We start from the raw sequence: 22,475 nt of genomic DNA, 5'->3' as shown, positions 1-22,475 counted from the left end.
TACAATAGCGGACGCAGAGCGTCCAGAGCCGCGTTCCCACGCAGAGCGTGGGAACGATCGGTGGTTATTGTTTTTCCGACTTGCCGTCATAGCGCTTGCGCCATTCGGTCAGGATGCTGTCGCGGTTTTTCGACGCCCAGGCAAAGTCATTCTTGATCAACCGCTGCTCGTAGTCAGCCGGCAATTCGGTCTGCGGCTTGGCGATGCCCGGCTGGGCCAGTACCGCGAAGTTTTCCTTGTACAGCTCCATCGCCGCGGGGCTGGCGGAGAAGTCGGCGAGTTTCTGTGCCGCGTCTGCGTGGGCAGTGCCCTTGATCACGGCAGTGGCTTCGATATCCCAGCCCAGGCCTTCTTTCGGCAGGATGATGTCCAGCGGTGCGCCCTGGCGCTTCAGCTGAACGGCCGGGTATTCGAAGGAAATGCCGATCGGGAATTCACCCGAGGCCGCCAGCTTGCAGGGTTTGGAACCGGAGTGAACGTACTGGCCGATGTTCTGGTGCAGGTCGTCCATGTACTGCCAGCCCTGCTTCTCGCCGAAGGTCTGCAACCAGGCGCTCACATCCAGGAAACCGGTGCCGGACGAGGCCGGGTTGGGCATCACGATCTTGCCCTTGTACTCAGGCTTGGTCAGGTCCTGCCAGCTCACCGGCTTGCTCAGGCCCTGCTTTTCGGCTTCGACAGTGTTGAAGCAGATGGTCGCAGCCCATACGTCCATGCCGACCCAGGCCGGAGGATTGGCGGCGTCGCGGTAGTTCGCACCGATCTTGCTCAAATCTGCCGGTGCGTAGTTTTGCAGCATGCCCTGCTGATCGAGAATCGCCAGGCTGGAAGCTGCCAGGCCCCAGACCACATCAGCCTGCGGGCGGGCTTTTTCGGCAAGCAGCTTGGCGGTGATGATGCCGGTGGAATCGCGCACCCATTTGATCTCGATGTCCGGGTTAACCTTTTCAAAGGCCTGTTTGTAGGTCTTCAATTGCTCGGCTTCGAGGGCCGTGTACACGGTCAACTCGGTCTTGGCGGCAAAGGCATTCAGGCTGAACGCAGTGAGCACAGCAGCGGCTAACGCCAGGGGCTTGAACATGGTGCAGTTCCTTTATGGGTGAATTATTGGCCGGGCGCGGTTTGGCGCCAGGCCTGGGAGCGGCGCAACAAGCCGCGTGAGGCCCACGCCAGCAGCAAGGACACGCCCGCCGAGGTGAACAGAATCAGGGTCGACATGGCCGCCGCGCCGCCGACGTTGCCGGCGTCGTCCATGTTCAGCACGGCGACTGCCGCGAGGATGGTGTCGGGGCTGTAGAGGAAGATCGCGGCGGAGACGGTGGTCATCGCCGAGACGAACAGGTAGCGCACGATGTCCAGCAGCGCCGGCAGGCAGATCGGCACGGTGACCCGCAGGTAATGCCGGTACAGCGGCGCCTTCAGGGACAATGCGGCGGCTTCGAACTCGGCGTCCAACTGACGCAGGGCCGTGGTGGCGGTCATTTGTGCGGTGGTCAAATAGTGAGCAATGGTGCACACCACCAGCAGCGTCATGGTGCCGTAGAGCACATGCAGCGGGTTGCCGTTGAGGTTGAAAAAGAACACATAGCCCAGGCCCAGCACCAACCCCGGTACCGCCATCGGCACGAAGCTGAGCATGCGCAGCGCCAGGTTCAGGCCCTTCTGACCCTTGGTCTTTTCCATCAGGTAGGCGCCGGTGAAGATCAGCACGCTGCCGATCAACGCGGTGCACAAGGCCATGGTGATGCTGTTGCGGTAGGCCAGCCAACCGCCGCCGGCCGTGTCCTCGAACTGGTAGTGGGCCAGGGACAGCGACAGGTTGTAGGGCCAGAACTTCACCAGCGACGAGTAGACCGCCATGCCGAACACCAGCAACAGGATCGCGCAGATCAGCAGGACGATGGCCAGGTAGCAGCCATCCCGCAGTTTCGACGGCGCCGGCTGGAACACTTGGGCGCGGCCGCTCATGGAGTCGCCATGGCGACGGCGTAGCCAGGCGTCGACGCCGAAGCTGAACAGTGCCGGCAGCAGCAGGACCATGCCGATCAAGGCACCGCGGCCGAATTGTTGCTGCCCGACCACGGCTTTGTAGGCTTCCAGGGCCAGTACTTGATAGTCGCCACCGACTACCACGGGCACGCCAAAGTCAGTGATGGTCAGGGTGAACACCAGGCAAAACGCGGCAAACACGGCCTGGCGCGTCGCCGGCCAGGTGATGCTGCGAAACGCCCGGGCGGGACTCGCGCCCATGCTCGATGCGGCGTCAAACAAACGTGCATCCGCCAGGGAAAGCGCCGACAACAGGATCATCAAGGCATGGGGAAAGGTGTAGATCACTTCGCCGAGGACGATGCCCCAGAAGCCATAGATGTTGTCCGACAGCAGCCCGCGCAGCATGCCCTGGTTACCGAACAGGTAGACCAGCGCAATCCCGGGCAGCATCGACGGCGCCATCAACGGCAGCAGCGACATGCCACGCCAGATCGCCTTGCCCGGAATCAACGTACGTTGCAGGGCGTAGGCAAACAGGTAGGCCAACGGTACGACGATGGCCGCCACGCTGCCGGAAACCTTCAGGCTGTTACCCAGCAACCAGTGGAAGTTATCGCTGGTGACCAACTCCCGCGCCGCCACCAGGCCACCGCCCTGCCCGGCTTCACTGCTGAAGCCGCGCCAGAAGATCGCCAGCAGCGGCAGCAGTACCGCAACGCCCAGCAGGCACAGCCATAACAGCTTGCCGCCGACCACAAAAATACGGTCGCCGACTTCGGCACGGGAAACCTGACGAGCCACGTTATCGGGTATCGGCAGAGTCATATCGCGGGCCATCTCAGGCAAACACCTGCAGGCTGCGCGGGGGCAGCGCGACCCAGATGTCCTGGGCGCCAAGGCGCGGCATGGCTTCCGGGGCCAGTTCGGCCAGCAGCGGATGGCCGGGCAGTTGGTCCAGCTCGAAGCTCATGCGGCAGCGGTTGCCGAGGAAAGTGATCTCGCGGACCTTGGCCGGGAACAGGTTTTCTTCATGCACCGGCGGGTTGACGCTGATGGCTTCCGGGCGGCAGAACAGACGGCCCGATTTCGCGACGCCTGCGTTGTCCGCCAGGCGCATGTTCATGCCGCCAACCTGAGCGTGGCTGGCGCTGTTGCGACTGAACGGCAGCCAGTTGCCCTGGCCGACAAACTCGGCCACGAACGGTGTGGCCGGGCGGTCGTAGATTTCCTGGGGCGTGGCGTACTGCTCGACCTTGCCGTTGTTCATCACGGCAATGCGGTCGGCCATCAGCATGGCCTCGTCCTGGTTGTGGGTGACCATCAGGGTGGTGATGCCCAAGCGGCGCTGCAATTGGCGCAGCTCGGTGCACAGATGCTCGCGCACCCGGGCGTCGAGGGCCGACATGGGTTCGTCCAGCAGCAGCAAGGACGGCGCCGGCGCCAGGGCGCGAGCCAGTGCCACACGCTGTTGTTGGCCGCCGGAAAGTTGGCCGGGGTATTTCTTTTCGCTGCCCACCAAACCCACCAGTTCGAGCATCTGCCCGACACGCTTGCGCACTTCATCACGGCCACTGCCGGTGAGGCCGTAGCCGATGTTCGCTTCCACGGTGAGATTGGGAAACAGCGCGTAGGACTGGAACAGAATGCCGTAGTCCCGAGCCTGGGGTGCCAGTAGGGAAACATCGCGGTCGCCGAGGTACAACTCGCCGCTGTCCTGGCGCTCCAGGCCGGCGATGCAGCGTAGCAAGGTGGTCTTGCCGCAGCCCGACGGGCCCAGCAGGCACACCAGTTCGCCAGCGGCGACGTCCAGGGACACGTTATCCAGCGCGGTGAAGGCGCCGAAGCGTTTCTGTACACCGCGCACCTTCATTGGCGCGCCGGGATTAGTCATGGCTGTGTTCATGGAGGCACCTCATCAAACTGATGAAGGTCATCCTAGGCAGGCAATGCGTCCCTCTTGTGGCAGAAAGGCAAAACGTGGCGATAGTGGTATTGGTGGATTTGGGTTGTGCCAACAGATTGTTCCTACGCTCTGCGTGGGAATACATCCTGTGACGCTCCGCGTCACGACCTTAAGAGCGGACGCGGAGCGTCCAGGCCAGCATTCCCACGCAGAGCGTGGGAACGATCAGAGCGGCGACATTTCCTGCGCCAACCCCAGGAACGCCGCCGGCAACCGGGCGCCCTTTCGCTCTTTGAGGCAGTACAAATACTCGGGAATCTGCGGCGCATTTTCGATGGTCAGCACGCGCAATTGCGGGTCGTGGGGCACTTCCTGGCGAGCAATGATGCTGATGCCGATATTGCGCAGCACTGCCTCACGGATCGATTCCCGGCTGCCGATCTCCAGCAACGGCCCGTAACTCACGCCGGCGCCCTGCAACATCTCTTCGGTCAATCGACGGGTGGTCGACCCCGGCTCGCGCATCAGCAAGGTATGCCCGGCCAGCGCGGTCAGCGGTACATGTTCAAGTACCGCCAGCGGATGATTGCGATGCACCGCCAGCACCAGCGGGTCCATGCCCAGTACCCGCCGGATCAGGCGCGGGTCTTCAAGCAATTGGGACGAGGCAGCGACGTCGACGCGGTAGTCATCCAGCGCTTCCAGCACCTGCTGGGAGTTGCCGATCTCCACCGAAACCTCGACCTGCGGCAGCCGCTCGCGGAAGGTCTTGACCAGGTCGAGGATGTAATAAGGTGCCGTCGCGGCAATCCTCAAGGCCCCTTGTACCTGGCCACTGTTGCGCAGGAAAAACTCGATGTCCGCTTCCTGCTGCAACAGCGCCTTGACCATCGGCAACAGCCGCGCGCCTTCGTCGCTGACGGTCAGGCGGCGCCCGCCACGGTAGAACAATTCCACCGAGTACTGGCTTTCCAGGTGACGAATCTGGGTGGTCACCGTGGGCTGGCTGAGCCCGAGCTTTTTCGCCGCCTGGGTAATGCTGCCCAGGCGGGCGACCATGTAAAACGCCTTCAGCTCGGCACTCAGCACACCACCCTCTCATCGACTATTTGCGCAGCAGGCGCAGACCATTGAATACCACCAGCAGGCTCACGCCCATGTCGGCGAACACCGCCATCCACATGGTGGCCATCCCAAGGAAGGTCACCGCGAGGAAGATCGCCTTGATCACCAGGGCCAGGGCGATGTTCTGCTTGAGGATACTCGACGTTTGCCGCGACAGCCGAATGAATGCTGGAATCTTGCGCAGGTCGTCGTCCATCAGGGCCACGTCGGCGGTCTCGATGGCGGTATCGGTACCCGCAGCAGCCATGGCAAACCCGATCTCGGAACGGGCCAGCGCCGGGGCGTCGTTGATGCCGTCGCCGACCATGCCGACCCGGTGGCCCTTGGCGTAGAGCGCTTCGATGGCTTGCAGTTTGTCGGTGGGCAACAGGTCGCCCTGGGCCTGGTCGATGCCCACCTGATCGGCGATCGCCTTGGCCGTGTGGGTGTTGTCGCCGGTTAGCATCAGGGTCTTGATGCCCAGGTCATGCAACTGCTGGATGGCTTCGCGGCTGGTGTCCTTCACGGTGTCGGCCACGGCGAACAGCGCCAGCGGGCCGGACTTGTCCAGCAGCAGGACCACGGACTTGCCTTGTTTTTCCAGGGCGAAGAGCTTCTTCTCCAGGGCCGGCGAGCACAGGTTCAGCTCTTCCACCAGACGGTGGTTGCCCAGGTAGTAGACCTCGCCATTGATTTCACCCTTCACACCGCGACCGGTCAGGGCCTCGAAGTTATCCACAGTGTGCACGGTGAGGTTTTTGTCCACAGCCGCGTTCGCGATGGCCAGGGACACCGGGTGATCGGAGCGCCCGGCCAGGCTTGCAGCCAAAGCCGGTGCGCTGTCTTCCATGTTCGGGAACAGCGCCAGGTAATCGGTTTGCACCGGCTTGCCGTGGGTGATGGTGCCCGTCTTGTCGAGGGCCAGGTAGTCGAGTTTGTAGCCACCCTCCAGGTACACACCGCCCTTGATCAGGATGCCTTTGCGCGCCGCGGCCGCCAGGCCGCTGACGATGGTCACCGGGGTGGAAATCACCAGTGCACATGGGCACGCGACCACCAGCAATACCAGTGCGCGGTAGACCCATTCAAACCACACACCGCCCATGAACAGCGGCGGAATCAACGCCACACCCAGGGCAAAGATGAACACCGCCGGGGTGTAGACCTTGGCGAAGGTGTCGACAAAACGCTGGGTTGGCGCGCGGGCGCCCTGGGCCTGTTCCACGGCGTGGATGATCCGCGCCAGGGTGGAGTTGTTGGCGGCTGCAGTGACTTTGTATTCCAGGGAGCCGGCCTGGTTGATGGTGCCGGCGAAGACTTTGTCGCCCACGGTCTTTTCGATCGGCAGGCTTTCACCGGTAATCGGCGCCTGGTCGATGGTGGACTGGCCGGAGGTGACTTCACCATCCAGGCCAATGCGCTCGCCGGGACGAACCCGCACGATGGCGCCCAGTTCGATGACTTTAACCTCCTGTTCAACCCAACTGCCATCGGCCTGACGGACCGTGGCCTGCTCCGGCGTCATCTGCATCAAGCCGCTGATGGCGTTACGTGCGCGGTCCAGGGACTTGGCCTCGATCAACTCGGCCACGGTGAACAGGAACATCACCATCGCCGCTTCCGGCCACTGGCCGATCAGGATCGCGCCGGTGACGGCGATGCTCATCAGGGCGTTGATGTTCAGGTTGAGGTTTTTCAGGGCGATCCAGCCCTTTTTGTAGGTGGTGAGGCCGCCACTGAAGATCGAGATCAGCGCGACCAGGGCAATCACCCACGTCGGGGCTGCGTTGGTGAAGTGCAGCACTTCAGCACCCAGCGCGCCCACGCCGGACACGGCCAGCGGCCACCAGTGCTTCTTCGCCGGCGGCTCAGCCGGGGCGACGCCTTCTTCGATGGGGTCCGCCTGCATGCCCAGGGACTTGATGGCGTCGATGATCGGCGCGGTCGTCGGCAGGTCGTGAGTGACGCCGAGAATGCGGTTGATCAGGTTGAATTCCAGCTGCTGCACACCCGCAAGCTTGCCCAGTTTGTTCTGGATCAGCGTCTGCTCGGTGGGGCAGTCCATGGCTTCGATGCGGAAGGTGCTCAGCCGCGAGCCCGCTGTCGGGGCTTCGGTCAGCTTCACCAGCGCCGGCGCCGCCTTGCTGGAACAGCAGGAGTCGCCATGGCTGCCATGGTCGTGCTTCTGCACAGGTTTGAGCTTGGGGCCGTGATCGTGCGCGTGGTCATGATCATGGTCGTGCTTGTGCGGGGTGTGGAGGGAATCGCTCATTCTGTCGCGTCCGTAAAGGTGCCTGTTGCCAAGTAAAGACCCTGTAGCCACTATAGGGTCAAGCATCCTTTAGGAGATTGCTGCGATGAAGATCGGCGAATTGGCAAAATTGACGGATTGCCAGGTGGAAACCATCCGTTATTACGAGAAAGAAGGCCTGCTGCCGCCGCCTGCGCGCAGTGACGGTAATTACCGGCTGTACACCCAGGCGCACACTGAACGGCTGGTATTTATCCGCAACTGCCGCAGCCTGGACATGACCCTTGAGGAAATTCGCAGCCTGCTGGGCCTGCGGGACAGTCCTCAGGATCAGTGCGAAAGCGTGAATGCATTGATTGACGAGCACATCCACCACGTGAAGGCGCGGATCGACGGGCTGCTGGCGTTGCAGGAACAGTTGCTCGACCTGCGCCAGCGCTGCGGCGGCGGGCCGGATCTGGATCAGTGCGGGATTTTGCAGCGGCTGGAAGTCAGCGGGAGTGTCGCGGCCAGCGAGGCTGAGCCCTCACATGTGGGCAGAAGCCACGGGCATTGAATGTGTACACAAAAAAATGTGGGAGCGGGCTTGCTCGCGAAAGCGGAGTGTCAGCCACTGAATGTGTTTCTGATACACCGTATTCGCGAGCAAGCCCGCTCCCACATTTGGACCGAGATCGCTTTTAGATCGCTACATCGGCCTTGATGCTCGGATCAGCGTCATAGCCCACGATTTCAAAATCTTCGAATTTGTAATCGTAGATCGACGCGGGTTTGCGCTTGATCACCAGTTCCGGCAGCTTCTTCGGCGTGCGCGCCAGCTGGGTCTGGATCTGTTCCATGTGGTTGCTGTAGGCGTGGGTGTCGCCCGTGGTGACGATGATCTCGTGAGGGATCAGGTCGCACTGCTGGGCCAGCATATGGGTGAGCAACGCCAGGGCAGCGGTGTTGTACGGCAGGCCGAGGAATACATCTGAGCTGCGGATGTACAACTGCATCGACAGATGACCGTCATGCACAAAAGCCTGGTACAGCAGGTGGCAAGGTGGCAGCGCTTGCTTGCCGTCCCGGGCGTTCTGCTGCGGGCTTTTGGTCTCGTCCGGCAGGTACTCGACGTTCCAGCCGTGAAACAGGATGCGGCGGCTGTTGGGGTTGGTCTTCAGCGTCTCGACCATGTAGTCGATCTGGTTGATCTTGCCGCCGTCCTTGGTGGGCCAGGCGGTCCACTGCTCGCCGTACACCGGGCCCAGGTCGCCGTCTTCGGTGGCCCATTCGTCCCAGATACGCACGCCATTTTCGTTCAGCCACTTGATGTTGGTGTTGCCACTCAACATCCAGATCAATTCATTGGCGATGCTTTTGAAGTGAAGCTTCTTGGTGGTCAGCAGCGGGAAGCCGTCGGCCAAGCTATGCCGAAACTGACGGGCAAACACGGCCTTGGTGCCGGTGCCGGTGCGGTCGCCCTTGGTCAGGCCATTGGTCACGACATCGTTCAGTAGTTCGAGATATTGCTTCATGTGTATACCTGTATCGTTGAAGCCGGGACCCTCGGGCCCCGGCGTTCGAATTTAAAGCGCGGTGTTCTTGATGCCTTGCGGGCGATTGTAAGCCCACCACAGCAGGCCCAGGCCGGCGATGATCATCGGCAGGCTGAGAATCTGACCCATGGTCACCCAGCCCCACGCCAGGTAGCCCAGCTGCGCATCCGGCACCCGTACGAACTCGACGATAAAGCGGAAGATCCCGTAGAACAACGCGAACATCCCCGAAACGGCCATGGTCGGGCGTGGCTTGCGCGAGAAGATGTAGAGGATCAGGAACAGCGCCACGCCTTCCAGGGCGAACTGGTACAGCTGCGAGGGGTGGCGCGGCAATTGCGCCGGGTCGCTGAACGGCGGGAACACCATGGCCCACGGCACGTCAGTCGGCTTGCCCCACAGTTCGGCGTTGATGAAGTTACCGATGCGCCCGGCACCCAGGCCAATCGGCACGAACGGCGCGACGAAGTCCATCAACTGGAAGAACGACTTGCCGTTACGCCGGCCAAACCACCAGGCGGCGATCATCACCCCCACAAACCCGCCGTGGAACGCCATGCCGCCCTTCCACACCTCGAAGATCAGCGTCGGGTTGGCGATGTAGGCTGGCAGGTCGTAGAACAGCACATAACCCAGGCGTCCGCCGACGATGACCCCTATCGACATCCAGAACACCATGTCGGAGAGCTTCTCCTTGGTCCAGGTCGGGTCGAAACGGTTCAGGCGCCGGGAAGCCAGCAGCCAGGCACCGCCGATGCCGATCAGGTACATCAACCCGTACCAGTGGATTTGCAGCGGACCGATGGCCACGGCCACCGGGTTGATCTGCGGGTAAGGCAGCATTGCGACTCCTCGTTAAATCAATAGTCATGGCGCATCGGACCATGCCGGCGCGCGATTAAGCCTGCGTTACAGCAAAAAATTCAGCCCTACGCAAAACAGCAGCCCGGCGAACAGCCGCTTGAGCAAGCGCGGCGACAACCGGTGCGCCAGGCGCGCGCCGAAACGGGCCGCCACCATGCTGGTCAGGGCGATGCCCAGCAGCGCCGGCAAGTACACAAAGCCGAGACTATGATCGGGCAGCAGCGGATCATGCCAGCCCAGAATCATGAAACTTAACGCACTGGCCAGGGCGATCGGCAAGCCGCAGGCCGACGAAGTGGCCACTGCCTGCTGCATCGGCACGCTGCGCCAGGTCAGGAACGGCACGGTCAACGAACCGCCGCCGGTGCCGAAAATCGCCGACGACCAGCCGATCACGCCACCCGCCAGGGTCAGGCCAAGCTTGCCCGGCACCTGGCGGCTGGCCTTGGGCTTGAGCTCCAGAGTCATCTGCACGGCGATCACCAGGGCGAACACACCGATGATCTTCTGTAGATGCGGCCCGGAGATCGCCTCGGCGGTCAGCGCGCCAACGCCCGCGCCCAGCAGGATACCCACGGCCATCCATACGAAGATCGGCCAGCGCACGGCGCCGCGCCGATGATGCTCACGCACCGCATTCACCGACGTGAAGATAATAGACGCCAGGGACGTGCCGACAGCGAGGTGGGTCAGCACCGCGGGATCGAAGCCCTGCAAGGTGAAGCTGAACACCAGCACCGGCACAATAATGATGCCGCCGCCCACGCCGAACAGCCCGGCGAGCATGCCCGCGCAGGATCCCAGCAGCAAATACAGCAGAAATTCCATGGGAGCCCCCGAAAACAGACCGGCATGTTAACGGATGCAAAGCACAGGGTTCTATGGGTAGAGTGGGCAAAACACAAAGGGATCGCCTTATGTGCCTGATTGTTTTCGCCTGGCGGCCGGGCCACGCCCAGCCGCTGATCGTCGCGGCCAACCGTGATGAATTTTATGCCCGGCCCAGTTTGCCGTTGGCCCAGTGGCTGGATGCGCCCCATGTTTACGCGGGCAGGGACCAGGAAGCGGGCGGGACCTGGCTGGGAGTTGGCGCAGACGGGCGCTTTGCGGCGCTGACCAATATCCGTGACCCGCACCAGCCGCCGGCGCGCAAGTCGCGGGGTGAGTTGGTGGCGCGCTTTCTCAGCGGTTCGCTGTCGATTGACGACTATTTGGCCGACGTTAATGGCAGATCGATTGAATATGCGGGGTTTAACCTGCTGGTCGGGACGCGGGACGAGCTTTGGCATTACAACGCCAAGGAATCTGCGCCGACACCATTGGTGGCGGGGGTTTATGGGTTATCCAATGCAGGGCTGGATACGCCGTGGCCGAAGTTGTTGAAGGCCAAGGCGGCGCTGACAGAAGTGCTGGACGATCCGCAGCCTGAAGCCTTGCTGGGGATTTTGAGCGACCCGCAGACCGCGCCGTTTGCTGACTTGCCGGACACCGGCGTGGGGTTGGCGACGGAGAGTTTGCTGTCGAGTGTGTTTATTGCCAGCCCCAGTTACGGGACGCGGGCGAGTACGGCGTTGATTGTGAATGCCGACGGGACGCGGCATATCGTGGAGCGCAGTTTTGGGCCGTATGGCGGACAGTTGGGTGAAGTTGAACTCAAAATCTGAACCTCACGCAAACCAAATGTGGGAGCGGGCTTGCTCGCGAAGGCGGCGTGTCAGCCAATACATAAGCTGACTGATGCACCGCTTTCGCGAGCAAGCCCGCTCCCACATTTCGATTGGGGACAGGCTCTGAAATCCGGTTAGAGGCTCTTTGCAGACGCCGGGTTGATCATCCGCGCCAACCCAAGGTTCTTCAGCGCCAATTGCAGCGAGCTGTGGATAACTTGCGGGTTGTCGATAGTCATCAACTCCGCCAGCAGCTCCTTCGCCCGGCTCAGGTTGATCTGGCGCAGCATCCATTTCACCTTCGGCAAGTTGGTGGCGTTCATCGACAGGCTGTCAAAGCCCATCGCCATCAACAGTACGGCCGCCGCCGGGTCACCGGCCATCTCGCCGCAGATACTCACCTGCTTGCCTTCGGCATGGGCATCGCGCACCACGTTCTGCAAGGCTTGCAGCACCGCCGGGTGCAGGTAGTCGTAGAGGTCGGCCACCCGCGGGTTGTTGCGGTCCACGGCCAGCAGGTACTGGGTCAGGTCGTTGGAGCCCACCGACAGGAAGTCCACCTGCCGCGCCAGCTCCTTGGCCTGGTACACCGCCGCCGGAATCTCGATCATCACGCCAATCGGCGGCATCGGCACGTCGGCGCCTTCGTCGCGCACTTCGCCCCAGGCCCGGTGGATCAGGTGCAGGGCTTCTTCCAGCTCGTGGGTGCCGGAGATCATCGGGAGCAGGATGCGCAGGTTGTTCAGGCCTTCGCTGGCCTTGAGCATCGCGCGGGTCTGGACGAGGAAGATTTCAGGATGGTCGAGGGTAACGCGAATACCGCGCCAGCCAAGGAAGGGGTTGTCTTCCTTGATGGGGAAATACGACAGTGACTTGTCGCCGCCAATGTCCAGGCTGCGCATGGTCACCGGTAACGGATGGAAGGCGGACAATTGCTCGCGATAAATCGCCAGCTGCTCCTTCTCACTCGGAAAACGCTGGTTGATCATGAACGGCACTTCGGTGCGGTACAGGCCCACCCCTTCGGCGCCGCGCTGTTGTGCACGTGCCACGTCCGCCAGCAGGCCGGTGTTGACCAGCAGCGGTACGCGGTGGCCGTCGAGGGTCACGCACGGCAGTTCCCGCAGGGCGTCGAGGCCCTGGGACAGCTGGCGTTCTTCTTCCACCACTTCGGCGTATTGCTTGCGCAGCACTTCGCTGGGGTTGGTATAGACCTCGCCGTGGTAGCCGTCGACGATCATTTCGATGCCGTCGACCTTGGAATACGGCAGGTCCACCAGGCCCATCACCGTCGGAATGCCCATGGCCCGAGCCAGGATCGCGACGTGGGAGTTGCCCGAACCCAGTACCGAGACCAGGCCCACCAGTTTGCCTTCCGGCACTTCGCCGAGCATGGTGGCGGTCAGTTCTTCACTGATCAGGATGGTGTTGTCGGGGTACACCAACGTGGTCGAGCGCTCTTCCTGCAGGTAGGCCAGCAGACGGCGACCGAGGTCCTTCACGTCCGAGGCGCGCTCGCGCAGGTAGGCGTCGTCCATCAATTCGAAACGGTTGACGTGATCCGTGACCACCTGGCGCAGCGCGCCCTGGGCCCACTGGCCGGTCTTGATCACATCCTTGACTTCGCTGCCCAGGGACGCGTCGTCGAGCATCATCAGGTACACGTCGAACAACGCCCGCTCTTCAGGCCGCAGCTGGGTGGCCAGCTTGGTCGAGAGGGTGCGCATGTCATTGCGCACGCCTTCGAGGGCGGTCTTGAACAGGATGATTTCAGCGTCGATGTCGGTGACGGTCTTGTCCGGCACCACGTCCAGGTCGGCGGGCGGCAGCATGACCACGGCGGTACCGACAGCAGCACCCGGCGAACCCGGCACGCCGACGAACTTGGCTTCCTGGATGCCCTTGCCCTGGCGTCCCAGGCCGCGAATCGAACCGGTGGCCTCGGCGTGGGCGATAACCCCGGCGAGCTGCGCGCTCATGGTCACAAGGAAGGCTTCTTCACCTTCGTCGAACTGGCGGCGTTCTTTCTGCTGGATGACCAACACGCCGACAACGCGGCGGTGGTGAATGATCGGCGCACCGAGGAACGAGGCGTAGCGCTCTTCACCGGTTTCGGCAAAGTAGCGATAACGCGGGTGATCGGCCGCGTTTTCGAGGTTCAGGGGTTCTTCACGCGTCCCCACCAGGCCCACCAGACCTTCATTGGGCGCCATGCTGACCTTGCCGATGGAGCGCTTGTTCAAGCCCTCGGTGGCCATCAGGACAAAACGGTTGGTCTCGGGGTCCAGCAGGTAAACCGAGCAGACCTGGCTGCCCATGGCTTCCTTGACGCGCAACACAATAATCCCCAACGCCGCCTTGAGATCCTTGGCGGAGTTAACTTCCTGGACGATCTTGCGCAGCGTATTGAGCATGGCTCGGGGTCGAACTCCGTCGTCAGTCGCGCGCTAAAAGGCGCGGGGCAAGCTCTTTAAGAGCGCGACGATAAACCTCGCGCTTGAATGTCACCACCTGGCCCAACGGATACCAATAACTGACCCAGCGCCAGCCATCGAACTCCGGTTTACCGGTCAAATCCATCCGCACCCGCTGCTCGTTGGAGATCAGGCGCAGGAGAAACCATTTCTGTTTCTGGCCGATGCACAGCGGTTGGCTGTGGGTACGCACCAGACGTTGCGGCAAACGATAGCGCAACCAGCCTCGGGTGCAGGCCAGAATTTGCACATCTTCACGTTCAAGGCCTACTTCTTCGTTCAACTCACGGTACAAGGCGTCTTCAGGGGTTTCGTCGGGGTTGATTCCGCCTTGAGGAAACTGCCAGGCATCTTGGTTGATACGGCGAGCCCATAGCACCTGTCCGGCATCATTCGTAAGAATAATCCCGACATTAGGACGGAAACCATCGGGGTCGATCACGGCAACAACCTCGCAAACGCATGTCACCGCATTGTTCCACAAAGATTGATACAGCGGCAACGAGGCTGCTTACCTTATGTGCACTCTTGTGAAAAGACCGTATTCTGGACGCCTTTTTACAGACTTTTCAGCGAGTAACTGCAATGCGCCTGGCTTTATTCGACTTGGACAACACGCTTTTGGGGGGTGACAGCGATCACGCCTGGGGCGATTACCTCTGTGAACGCGGGATTCTCGACGCCGTGGCCTACAAGGCCCGCAACGACGAGTTCTACCAGGACTACCTGGCCGGCAAGCTGGATAACGCCGAGTACCTGAATTTCTGCCTGGAAATCCTCGGCCGCACCGAGATGGCCCAGCTGGATGAATGGCATCGCGACTACATGCGCGACTGCATCGAGCCGATCGTGCTGCCCAAGGCAGTTGAGTTGCTGGCCAAGCACCGGGCGGCGGGCGACAAGCTGGTGATCATCACCGCGACCAACCGTTTTGTGACCGCGCCGATTGCCGAGCGACTGGGGGTTGAAACCCTGATTGCGACGGAATGCGAGATGCAGGATGGCCGTTACACCGGGCGCAGTACGGATATCCCGTGCTTTCGCGAGGGCAAGGTGACGCGCTTGAATCGCTGGCTGGAAGAGACCGGGTTTAGCCTGGACGACAGTTACTTCTATAGCGATTCGATGAATGACCTGCCGCTGCTGGAGCAGGTGACGCATGCAGTGGCAGTGGATCCGGATCCGAATCTGCGGGCTGAGGCTGAGAAGCGTGGTTGGCCGGTGATTAGCCTGCGCGGCTGATAAAGCTTTCGCGAGCAAGCCCGCTCCCACATTTGCTCGAGTTCCACCTTTGGAATGCAGTCAAATGTGGGAGCGGGCTTGCTCGCGAATGGAGGCAACTCGGTCTCAAGCCTTAAACCGGCTTGGCCCCCATCAACCCGGCAATCGCCACAAACCCCACCAGGCTCACCACCGCCAGCGCCACGGTGAAGTTCAAACTCCCCGCCCCGCCCAGCCGCAGCCGATTAAGCCGCACCACCAGCCAGAACCAGCTCAGCGCCGCCACGGTGTAGATCACGCTGGAACCCAGGATCCAGGTTTGCCCCAGCGGCCAGCCGATCAGGTGCGCCAGCCACCAGCCGGTGAACGGCATGCTCACCACGCAAATGCCCATCAACAACCACACAAACACCCACGGCCGCTGCACGGTATAGGCCGGCCCCGCGCTGCGTTTGCGCCAGGCCAGCACTGCCAGGGCGAGGCCGCTGAGCAGCAGCAACACCGTGGCCGCGATGTGGATAACTTTAAGGGTGGTCAGCGTTTCCATGTTCTCGATTCCTTGAAGGCCGCCCAGTCAGCGTAGTCGCTCAACCGAGGAACAGCTGGTAGGCCGGGTTATCACTTTCATCCCAGTACGGGTAGCCAATGGCCTCCAGCGCCGCCGGCACCAGGTGACGCTCGTCCGCCGGTACTTGCAGGCCCGCCACCACGCGCCCATCGGCGGCGCCGTGGTTGCGATAGTGGAACATCGAGATGTTCCAGCGCCCGCCCAATTTGTTAAGGAAGTTGAACAGTGCCCCCGGACGTTCCGGGAATTCGAAGCGGAACACCACCTCGTCGCTGACATGCGCCGCATGGCCGCCGACCATATGGCGGATGTGCAGCTTGGCCAGTTCGTTTTCCGTCAGGTCCAGCACCGGGAAACCCTGGCTGGTGAGGCTGGCGATCAGCGCGCTGCGCGGGTCGTTTTCCGGGTGGGTCTGCACGCCGACAAAAATGTGCGCCTCGCGCCCGGAGTGGTAGCGGTAGTTGAATTCGGTGATCTGGCGCTTGCCCACGGCCTCGCAGAAGGCCTTGAAGCTGCCCGGTTTCTCGGGGATGGTCACGGCGATGATGGCTTCGCGGCCTTCCCCCAGCTCGGCGCGCTCGGCCACATGGCGCAGGCGGTCGAAGTTGACGTTGGCCCCGGAATCGATGGCCACCAGGGTTTGCCCGGTGATGCCACGGGTCTCGACGTATTTCTTGATACCCGCCACGCCCAGGGCGCCAGCAGGTTCTGTGATGGAGCGGGTGTCGTCGTAGATGTCCTTGATCGCCGCGCAGATTTCATCGGTGCTGACGGTAATCACTTCATCCACGTAATCCTTGCAGATGTCGAAGGTGTGCTGGCCGATCTGCGCCACCGCCACGCCGTCGGCGAAGATGCCCACGGTCGGCAGTACCACGCGCTCGCCCGCCGCCATGGCGGCTTGCAGGCAGTTGGAGTCGTCCGGCTCGACGCCGATGATCTTGATTTCGGGCCGCAGGTATTTCACGTAGGCCGCGATACCGGCAATCAGGCCGCCGCCGCCCACCGGGACGAAAATCGCGTCCAACGGCCCCGGGTGCTGGCGCAGGATCTCCATCGCCACGGTGCCCTGCCCGGCAATGGTGTGCGGATCATCGTAGGGGTGAATGTAGACGTAGCCTTTTTCGTCGACCAGCTTCAGCGAATACGCCAGGGCTTCCGGGAAAGAATCCCCGTGCAGCACCACTTTGCCGCCACGGGAACGCACGCCTTCGACCTTGATCTCGGGGGTGGTCTTGGGCATCACGATGGTGGCCTTGACCCCCAGCACCTTGGCCGCCAGGGCCAGGCCCTGGGCATGGTTGCCCGCCGAGGCGGTGACCACGCCGCGCGCACGTTCTTCGGCGCTCAGTTGGGTCAGCTTGTTGTAGGCACCGCGAATCTTGAACGAGAACACCGGCTGCAAGTCTTCGCGCTTGAGCCAGACCTTGTTGCCCAGCCGCTCGGAGAGCTGGCGGGCGGTCTGCAGCGGGGTTTCTACGGCAACGTCGTAAACGCGCGAGGTGAGGATCTTTTTGACGTACTGTTCAAGCATCGGAAAGCATCACTGGGCGGGTTGGGCAGGGCCAAGGAGTCTAACCCAGCGTTTGGCCGGGCGACCACACGAAAACCGAGGTTTTGTTGGGTTATACTCGCGCCCCTCTTTACTCCCCGCCCGTTCCGGAGCCCGCATGACCCAGGATCAACTCAAACAGGCAGTGGCCCAGGCCGCCGTCGATTTAATCCTTCCTAAACTCGACGATAAAAGCATCGTCGGTGTCGGCACCGGTTCCACCGCCAATTGCTTTATCGATGCGCTGGCCCTGCACAAGGGCGCGTTCGACGGCGCGGTTGCCAGCTCCGAAGCCACCGCTGCGCGGCTCAAGGGCCACGGTATTCCGGTGTACGAGCTGAACACCGTCAGCGACCTGGAGTTCTACGTCGACGGCGCCGATGAAAGCGACGCACACCTGAACCTGATCAAGGGCGGCGGCGCAGCCCTGACCCGCGAGAAGATCGTCGCGGCCGTGGCCAAGACCTTCATCTGCATCGCCGACGCCAGCAAACTGGTGCCGGTACTCGGCGCGTTCCCGCTGCCGGTGGAAGTGATCCCGATGGCCCGCAGCCACGTGGCCCGCGAACTGGTGAAACTGGGCGGCGACCCGGTGTACCGCGAAGGTGTGCTGACCGACAACGGCAACATCATCATCGACGTGTTCAACATGCAGATCACCAACCCTGTGGAACTGGAGCGCCAGATCAACGCGATCGTCGGCGTCGTCACCAACGGTTTGTTTGCGGCCCGTCCGGCTGACGTACTGCTGCTGGGCACCCCGGAAGGCGTAAAAACGCTTAAGGCGTAATGCAAAACCCGTGTGGGAGCGGGCTTGCTCGCGAATGCGCAGTGTCAGTCACTGAATATGGCGCCTGATACACCGCATTCGCGAGCAAGCCCGCTCCCACATTTGTTCTGCACATGACTCAAGACTTGGTTTTTTTGAATACATAGAAAAGATTGGGCTCACTGACCATGTACAACGTGCCGTGGTTGTCCATGGCGATCCCCTCGGCCTGAGGCACGCGCTGCTTCAGGCCATGGCGCCCCTTGAGCAGCGACAGGCTGCTCAGGGGGCGACCGTCGATATCCAGTTCCAGCACCAAAAATGACTCATCCGACAGCGCCAGCAGATGACCGCTACGCTCGTCGTATTGCAGGCTCGACAGGTCGCGCACAAACAACCCGGCATCGCGCTTGGGGTTGTTGATCACGTGCACCGAGTAGGTTTTTTCCGGTTTGAAATGCGGAAAGCCGTGGACCTCGTAGATCAGCATCGGGTCGCGTTCCTTGGCCACAAACAGGCGCTTGCCCACCGAGTCATAGGCCAGGCCTTCGAAGCCCTTGTTGCCGCCCAGGTGCACGCCGAGGGTCATTTGCTCGGCGTCGGCGGCATCGAGGAATTGGGTGTCGTCATCCACGTGGACCTTGATCAGCCGCTGCTGGCGTTCGTCGCTGATCACGTAGGTGTTGTCGCTGATGTACTCCACGGCCTCGGCATCGCCAAACCCCACCAGCGCAATGCGCCGCAGGATTTTGCCGTCCAGGGACAGTTCGACCAGCTCAGCGTTCTTGTTGGTCACGGTAAACAGGCTGTTGCGCACCGGATCAAAGGTCAGTGCCGAGACATCATCGTTGAGGCCGTCGATCACCTGCGCCTCCAGGGCCACCCGGTAATCCCCAAGGCCAATGGAGTGCTCCCCGGCGGGATTGCGCCAGGATTGCCAGTTGAACCAGGCACGCTCGAACAGGCGCAATTGCTGGGCAACCACACCGCACGCCACCAGGGCGATCAGGATCAGGATAAAAAAAGCAGGTTTGGGGCGGGCAAGTCGACGCATCGGGCGGGGCTCAGAGTAAAAACTGGCGAATGAATATCACGGTCGCCTGAATTTAAACTTAAACGCCCCGGGTGTCTGGCATATGCCGCAGATAGAGAAAAATCTGACGTAATCGAACTACTGCGCCTGCTTCTCGAAGCGATAGAACAGGTTCGGCTCGCTGACCATATACAGCGTGCCGTTCTCGTCCATGGTCACGCCTTCGGCACGCGGGATGGTCTTTTTCAAGCCATTGAAGCCACCCAGCAAGGTCATGAAGCTGACCTGCTCGCCCTTCTCGTCCAGTTCCAGCAACAGATGGGAGTCCGCCGACAGCGCCAGCAGGTGGCCGGTACGCGGGTCGACGGTCAGCGCCGACAGGTTGCGCATGTCCAGTTCAGTGCTGGCGAGCTTTTGCTTGGCGCCGGAGAGGGTCTGGCTGCCGTCGCTTTTCCAGGTGAACAGGGCCGGTGGGCGTTCTTCGCCGAGGATCAGCTGTTGGTTGCGCTTGTCCCAGGTGACCGCCTCAAAGGCTTTGTTCTGGTCCTTGGACGGGCCCAGGTCATAGGACGGGAAGTCGGCTTTGTTCAACTGCTGGGTCTGCGGGTCGACCTTGACGATGGTCAGGCTGTGCTGGCGCTCATCGACCACGGCCATCAGGCCGTTTTCCATCATGGTCACGCCTTCCGGGTTGTTCCAGCCGTTGAGCGGCATCTTGCGCAGCACGTCGCCTTGCAGGGTCAGTTCAACCAGGAACGGGTTCTTGCCCATCACCGAGAACAGGGTCTTGGTCAGCGGGTTGTAGGTGAGGTCCGAGGCTTCGTCCTTCTCCATGCTGGGCAGCAGCTTGGCGTCGATCACCGCGTGGTAGTCCGGGAGCCAGACGCTTTCCAGGCGCTCGGCCGGGGTTTCGAAGCCCTCCGCCACCCACAGCACGCCACGGTCGTCCCAGTGCATCGCCCAGGCCACGCCGTAAATGATCGCGCCGGCGAGGAACAGCCAGGAATACCAGCGCATGGCAAGGCGTGAACGAAACGTGGGTTTTACGGATGGGAGAGGCACGGCCATTACGCTTTCCAGAAAGTCAGCTTTAGGGGATAGCACAGGATCAAAAGGTCCGCGCGCAGGAAGCTGAGGATTATCCGGATGGGGTGTGAAAAAAATGCAAAAACCCGATTGTGTGACAGTACACAGATCAAATGTGGGAGCGGGCTTGCTCGCGAATGCGGAGTATCAGTCACTGAATCTGTCACTGATACACCGCTTTCGCGAGCAAGCCCGCTCCCACATTTTTGACCGCGTTTCGCCAGGTATTCAGCGAACGCTGCTTTCGAAGCGGCTCACACCCGGCAATTCCAGCACCAGTTCATCACCCACATTCAGCGGGCCCACGCCTGCCGGCGTACCGGTGAGGATCACATCCCCGGCCTGCAACGAGAAGCAGCCGGCCATGTACTGGATCATCGGGATGATCGGGTTGAGCATGATCGCGCTGTTGCCGTCCTGGCGCACTTCGCCGTTGATGGTCAGGCGGATGCCGATATCCGTCACATCCGGGAAAGTGCTGCCGACCACGAACGGGGCAATCACTGCCGCGCCATCAAAAGACTTGGCGATTTCCCACGGCAAGCCCTTGGCTTTCAGCTCGGCCTGTTTGTCCCGCAGGGTCAGGTCCAGGGCCGGGGCGAAGCCGGAGATGGCGTCCAGCACTTCCTCGCGGCTCGGTTTGGCCGACAACGGCTTGCCGATCAACACCGCGATTTCCGCTTCGTAATGCACCGAACCGCGCTCGGTAGGGATGGCAAAACCGCCTTCCAGTGCCACTACGCAACTGCCGGGCTTGATAAACAGCAGCGGCTCGGTCGGTACCGGGTTATCCAGTTCCTTGGCGTGTTCGGCGTAGTTACGCCCGATGCACACCACCTTCCCCAGGGGAAAGTGAATATTGGTGCCGTCGACATACTTGTGCTGGTAGCTCATGGACCGACTCCTTCAGGGACTGTTAAACAGCGAAAATCTTGCCCGGGTTCATGATCCCGTTCGGGTCGAACACCGCTTTCACTGCCTTCATGTATTCAATTTCAACCGGCGAACGGCTGTAGGTCAGGTAATCGCGCTTGGTCATGCCCACGCCGTGTTCGGCGGAGATCGAGCCGTTGTACTTCTGCACGGTCTCGAACACCCACTTGTTGACGGTGGCGCACTTGGCGAAGAACTCGTCCTTGCTCAGGTTTTCCGGCTTGAGAATGTTCAGGTGCAGGTTGCCGTCGCCGATGTGGCCGAACCAGACGATTTCGAAGTCCGGGTAGTGTTCGCCGACAATCGCGTCGATTTCCTTCAGGAAGGCTGGCACTTTCGACACAGTCACCGAAATGTCGTTCTTGTACGGCGTCCAGTGGGAGATGGTCTCGGAGATGTACTCGCGCAGCTTCCACAGGTTGTGCAGTTGGGTTTCGCTCTGGCTCATCACGCCGTCCAGCACCCAGCCCTGCTCGACGCAGTGTTCGAACGTGGCCAGGGCATCGTTGGCCACTTCTTCGGTGGTCGCTTCAAATTCCAGCAGCGCGTAGAACGGGCAGTCGGATTCGAACGGCGCCGGCACGTCGCCACGACCGAGGACTTTGGCCAGGGCCTTGTCGGAAAAGAATTCGAAGGCGGTCAGGTCCAGCTTGCTCTGGAAGGCGTGCAACACCGGCATGATCGAGTCGAAATCGGTGGTGCCGAGCACCATCGCGGTGAGGTTTTTCGGCGCCCGGTCCAGGCGCATGGTCGCTTCGACCACAAAGCCCAGGGTGCCTTCAGCGCCGATGAACAGCTGGCGCATGTCGTAGCCGGTGGCGTTCTTGATCAGGTCTTTGTTCAACTCCAGCAGGTCGCCCTTGCCGGTGACGACTTTCATACCGGCCACCCAGTTACGGGTCATGCCGTAGCGAATGACCTTGATCCCGCCGGCATTGGTGCCGATATTGCCGCCAATCTGGCTGGAACCCGACGAGGCGAAATCCACCGGGTAGTACAGGCCTTTTTCTTCGGCGACGTTCTGCAATTGCTTGGTGACCACGCCCGGCTGGCACACGGCGGTGCGGTCGGTGAGGTTCACGTCGAGGATCTGGTTCATATAGTCGAACGACACAACCACTTCGCCATTCGCAGCGACGGCAGCGGCCGACAGGCCGGTACGGCCACCGGACGGCACCAGCGCGACCTTGTGCTCATTGGCCCAACGGACGATGGCCTGCACCTGCTCGGTGGTCTTCGGGAAGACGATGGCCACCGGGGCCGGCGCGAAATGCTTGGTCCAGTCCTTGCCATAAGCCTCAAGGGAGTCAGCATCGGTCAGGACCTTGCCAGGCTCAACCAGGGTCTTCAGCTCATCAATCAGGGCAGGATGGGTCATCGACAGAACTCTCGAACAATTCATGGTCATCCTGAGAACGCTTCACGTCGCAGGAATGGGTGTTTAGCGGGGCACGTATGCTAGCATACCGCCCCCGCAGGATAGTGCCCAAGGGCGTTCTGCGGTGACGGCTTTCCTGCCGTCC

Annotated in this window: 20 protein-coding genes; 4 read left to right on the top strand and 16 right to left on the bottom strand. The window is 61.6% G+C overall.

The annotated features are described in order from the left end of the window. Nucleotides 1-64: 64 nt before the first annotated feature. From HX824_RS18520 to HX824_RS18500, 5 genes are all read right to left on the bottom strand, one after another. Complete coding sequence (locus HX824_RS18520) at nucleotides 65-1,081, bottom strand: putative 2-aminoethylphosphonate ABC transporter substrate-binding protein (RefSeq protein ID WP_003213811.1); 1,017 nt, start codon at nucleotides 1,079-1,081, stop codon at nucleotides 65-67. 23 nt (nucleotides 1,082-1,104) lie between these two features. Continuing rightward, entirely contained in the window at nucleotides 1,105-2,829 is a 1,725-nt protein-coding gene (locus HX824_RS18515; protein WP_063026460.1) for a putative 2-aminoethylphosphonate ABC transporter permease subunit, read from the bottom strand. 1 nt (nucleotide 2,830) lies between these two features. Further along, nucleotides 2,831-3,895 carry a putative 2-aminoethylphosphonate ABC transporter ATP-binding protein gene (locus tag HX824_RS18510; RefSeq protein WP_023659299.1) on the bottom strand — a complete coding sequence of 355 codons (1,065 nt, stop codon included), beginning with the start codon at nucleotides 3,893-3,895 and terminating at the stop codon, nucleotides 2,831-2,833. Nucleotides 3,896-4,120: 225 nt separating this feature from the next. Beyond that, on the bottom strand, nucleotides 4,121-4,984 hold the full coding sequence (locus tag HX824_RS18505; RefSeq protein WP_008438952.1) for a LysR family transcriptional regulator: 864 nt from the start codon (nucleotides 4,982-4,984) through the stop codon (nucleotides 4,121-4,123). A 16-nt stretch (nucleotides 4,985-5,000) separates the two neighbouring features. Beyond that, nucleotides 5,001-7,271, bottom strand: coding sequence for a heavy metal translocating P-type ATPase (locus tag HX824_RS18500; RefSeq protein WP_102370115.1), 2,271 nt, complete (start codon nucleotides 7,269-7,271; stop codon nucleotides 5,001-5,003). Nucleotides 7,272-7,356: 85 nt separating this feature from the next. Here HX824_RS18500 and cadR point away from each other — a divergent pair, with 85 nt between their 5' ends. Beyond that, on the top strand, nucleotides 7,357-7,806 hold the full coding sequence (gene cadR, locus HX824_RS18495; protein WP_017476559.1) for a Cd(II)/Pb(II)-responsive transcriptional regulator: 450 nt from the start codon (nucleotides 7,357-7,359) through the stop codon (nucleotides 7,804-7,806). Between the two features lie 124 nt (nucleotides 7,807-7,930). Here the strand turns inward: cadR and HX824_RS18490 are convergent, their stop codons facing one another. The 3 genes from HX824_RS18490 to HX824_RS18480 form a co-directional block, all read right to left on the bottom strand. Further along, nucleotides 7,931-8,764: a thymidylate synthase gene (locus tag HX824_RS18490; RefSeq protein ID WP_003213821.1), complete on the bottom strand. Its 834-nt coding sequence runs from the start codon at nucleotides 8,762-8,764 to the stop codon at nucleotides 7,931-7,933. A 51-nt stretch (nucleotides 8,765-8,815) separates the two neighbouring features. Then, nucleotides 8,816-9,628, bottom strand: coding sequence for a prolipoprotein diacylglyceryl transferase (gene lgt, locus HX824_RS18485; RefSeq protein WP_177054912.1), 813 nt, complete (start codon nucleotides 9,626-9,628; stop codon nucleotides 8,816-8,818). 66 nt (nucleotides 9,629-9,694) lie between these two features. Further along, nucleotides 9,695-10,477, bottom strand: a complete 783-nt coding sequence (locus HX824_RS18480) for a sulfite exporter TauE/SafE family protein (RefSeq protein WP_003213825.1) — start codon at nucleotides 10,475-10,477, stop codon at nucleotides 9,695-9,697. A gap of 89 nt (nucleotides 10,478-10,566) precedes the next feature. On the opposite strand from HX824_RS18480, the gene HX824_RS18475 reads away from it, so the two are divergent. Then, nucleotides 10,567-11,313: an NRDE family protein gene (locus HX824_RS18475; protein ID WP_003213826.1), complete on the top strand. Its 747-nt coding sequence runs from the start codon at nucleotides 10,567-10,569 to the stop codon at nucleotides 11,311-11,313. 137 nt (nucleotides 11,314-11,450) lie between these two features. Here HX824_RS18475 and ptsP read toward each other — a convergent pair whose 3' ends face one another. Beyond that, nucleotides 11,451-13,730, bottom strand: coding sequence for a phosphoenolpyruvate--protein phosphotransferase (ptsP, locus tag HX824_RS18470; protein WP_003213828.1), 2,280 nt, complete (start codon nucleotides 13,728-13,730; stop codon nucleotides 11,451-11,453). Nucleotides 13,731-13,752: 22 nt separating this feature from the next. Then, on the bottom strand, nucleotides 13,753-14,232 hold the full coding sequence (locus tag HX824_RS18465; RefSeq protein WP_003176750.1) for an RNA pyrophosphohydrolase: 480 nt from the start codon (nucleotides 14,230-14,232) through the stop codon (nucleotides 13,753-13,755). Nucleotides 14,233-14,375: 143 nt separating this feature from the next. On the opposite strand from HX824_RS18465, the gene HX824_RS18460 reads away from it, so the two are divergent. Beyond that, nucleotides 14,376-15,032, top strand: coding sequence for an HAD family phosphatase (locus tag HX824_RS18460; RefSeq protein WP_177054911.1), 657 nt, complete (start codon nucleotides 14,376-14,378; stop codon nucleotides 15,030-15,032). Between the two features lie 112 nt (nucleotides 15,033-15,144). On the opposite strand, the gene HX824_RS18455 is transcribed toward HX824_RS18460, so the two are convergent. Next, nucleotides 15,145-15,558 (bottom strand): DUF2269 family protein, encoded by a 414-nt coding sequence (locus HX824_RS18455; protein ID WP_102370118.1) that lies wholly within the window; start codon nucleotides 15,556-15,558, stop codon nucleotides 15,145-15,147. A 40-nt stretch (nucleotides 15,559-15,598) separates the two neighbouring features. After that, nucleotides 15,599-17,113 carry a threonine ammonia-lyase, biosynthetic gene (ilvA, locus tag HX824_RS18450; RefSeq protein WP_003213834.1) on the bottom strand — a complete coding sequence of 505 codons (1,515 nt, stop codon included), beginning with the start codon at nucleotides 17,111-17,113 and terminating at the stop codon, nucleotides 15,599-15,601. A gap of 136 nt (nucleotides 17,114-17,249) precedes the next feature. Here ilvA and rpiA point away from each other — a divergent pair, with 136 nt between their 5' ends. Further along, entirely contained in the window at nucleotides 17,250-17,921 is a 672-nt protein-coding gene (rpiA, locus tag HX824_RS18445; RefSeq protein ID WP_008438935.1) for a ribose-5-phosphate isomerase RpiA, read from the top strand. Between the two features lie 118 nt (nucleotides 17,922-18,039). On the opposite strand, the gene HX824_RS18440 is transcribed toward rpiA, so the two are convergent. The 4 genes from HX824_RS18440 to HX824_RS18425 form a co-directional block, all read right to left on the bottom strand. Next, nucleotides 18,040-18,954, bottom strand: a complete 915-nt coding sequence (locus tag HX824_RS18440) for an SdiA-regulated domain-containing protein (RefSeq protein ID WP_177054910.1) — start codon at nucleotides 18,952-18,954, stop codon at nucleotides 18,040-18,042. 117 nt (nucleotides 18,955-19,071) lie between these two features. Further along, a complete protein-coding gene (locus HX824_RS18435; protein ID WP_177054909.1) occupies nucleotides 19,072-20,001 on the bottom strand; it encodes an SdiA-regulated domain-containing protein in 930 nt (309 codons plus the stop codon). A 246-nt stretch (nucleotides 20,002-20,247) separates the two neighbouring features. Continuing rightward, nucleotides 20,248-20,913, bottom strand: a complete 666-nt coding sequence (locus tag HX824_RS18430) for a fumarylacetoacetate hydrolase family protein (protein WP_003213842.1) — start codon at nucleotides 20,911-20,913, stop codon at nucleotides 20,248-20,250. 22 nt (nucleotides 20,914-20,935) lie between these two features. Continuing rightward, nucleotides 20,936-22,330, bottom strand: coding sequence for an FAD-binding oxidoreductase (locus tag HX824_RS18425; RefSeq protein ID WP_003213844.1), 1,395 nt, complete (start codon nucleotides 22,328-22,330; stop codon nucleotides 20,936-20,938). Nucleotides 22,331-22,475 lie beyond the last annotated feature (145 nt).

It is taken from the genome of Pseudomonas sp. D4002, from assembly GCF_013385665.1.
In the GTDB taxonomy this organism is placed as follows: domain Bacteria; phylum Pseudomonadota; class Gammaproteobacteria; order Pseudomonadales; family Pseudomonadaceae; genus Aquipseudomonas.
The sequence above is the reverse complement of the archived record's forward strand: the minus strand, read 5'-3'. Positions and strand labels throughout refer to the sequence as shown.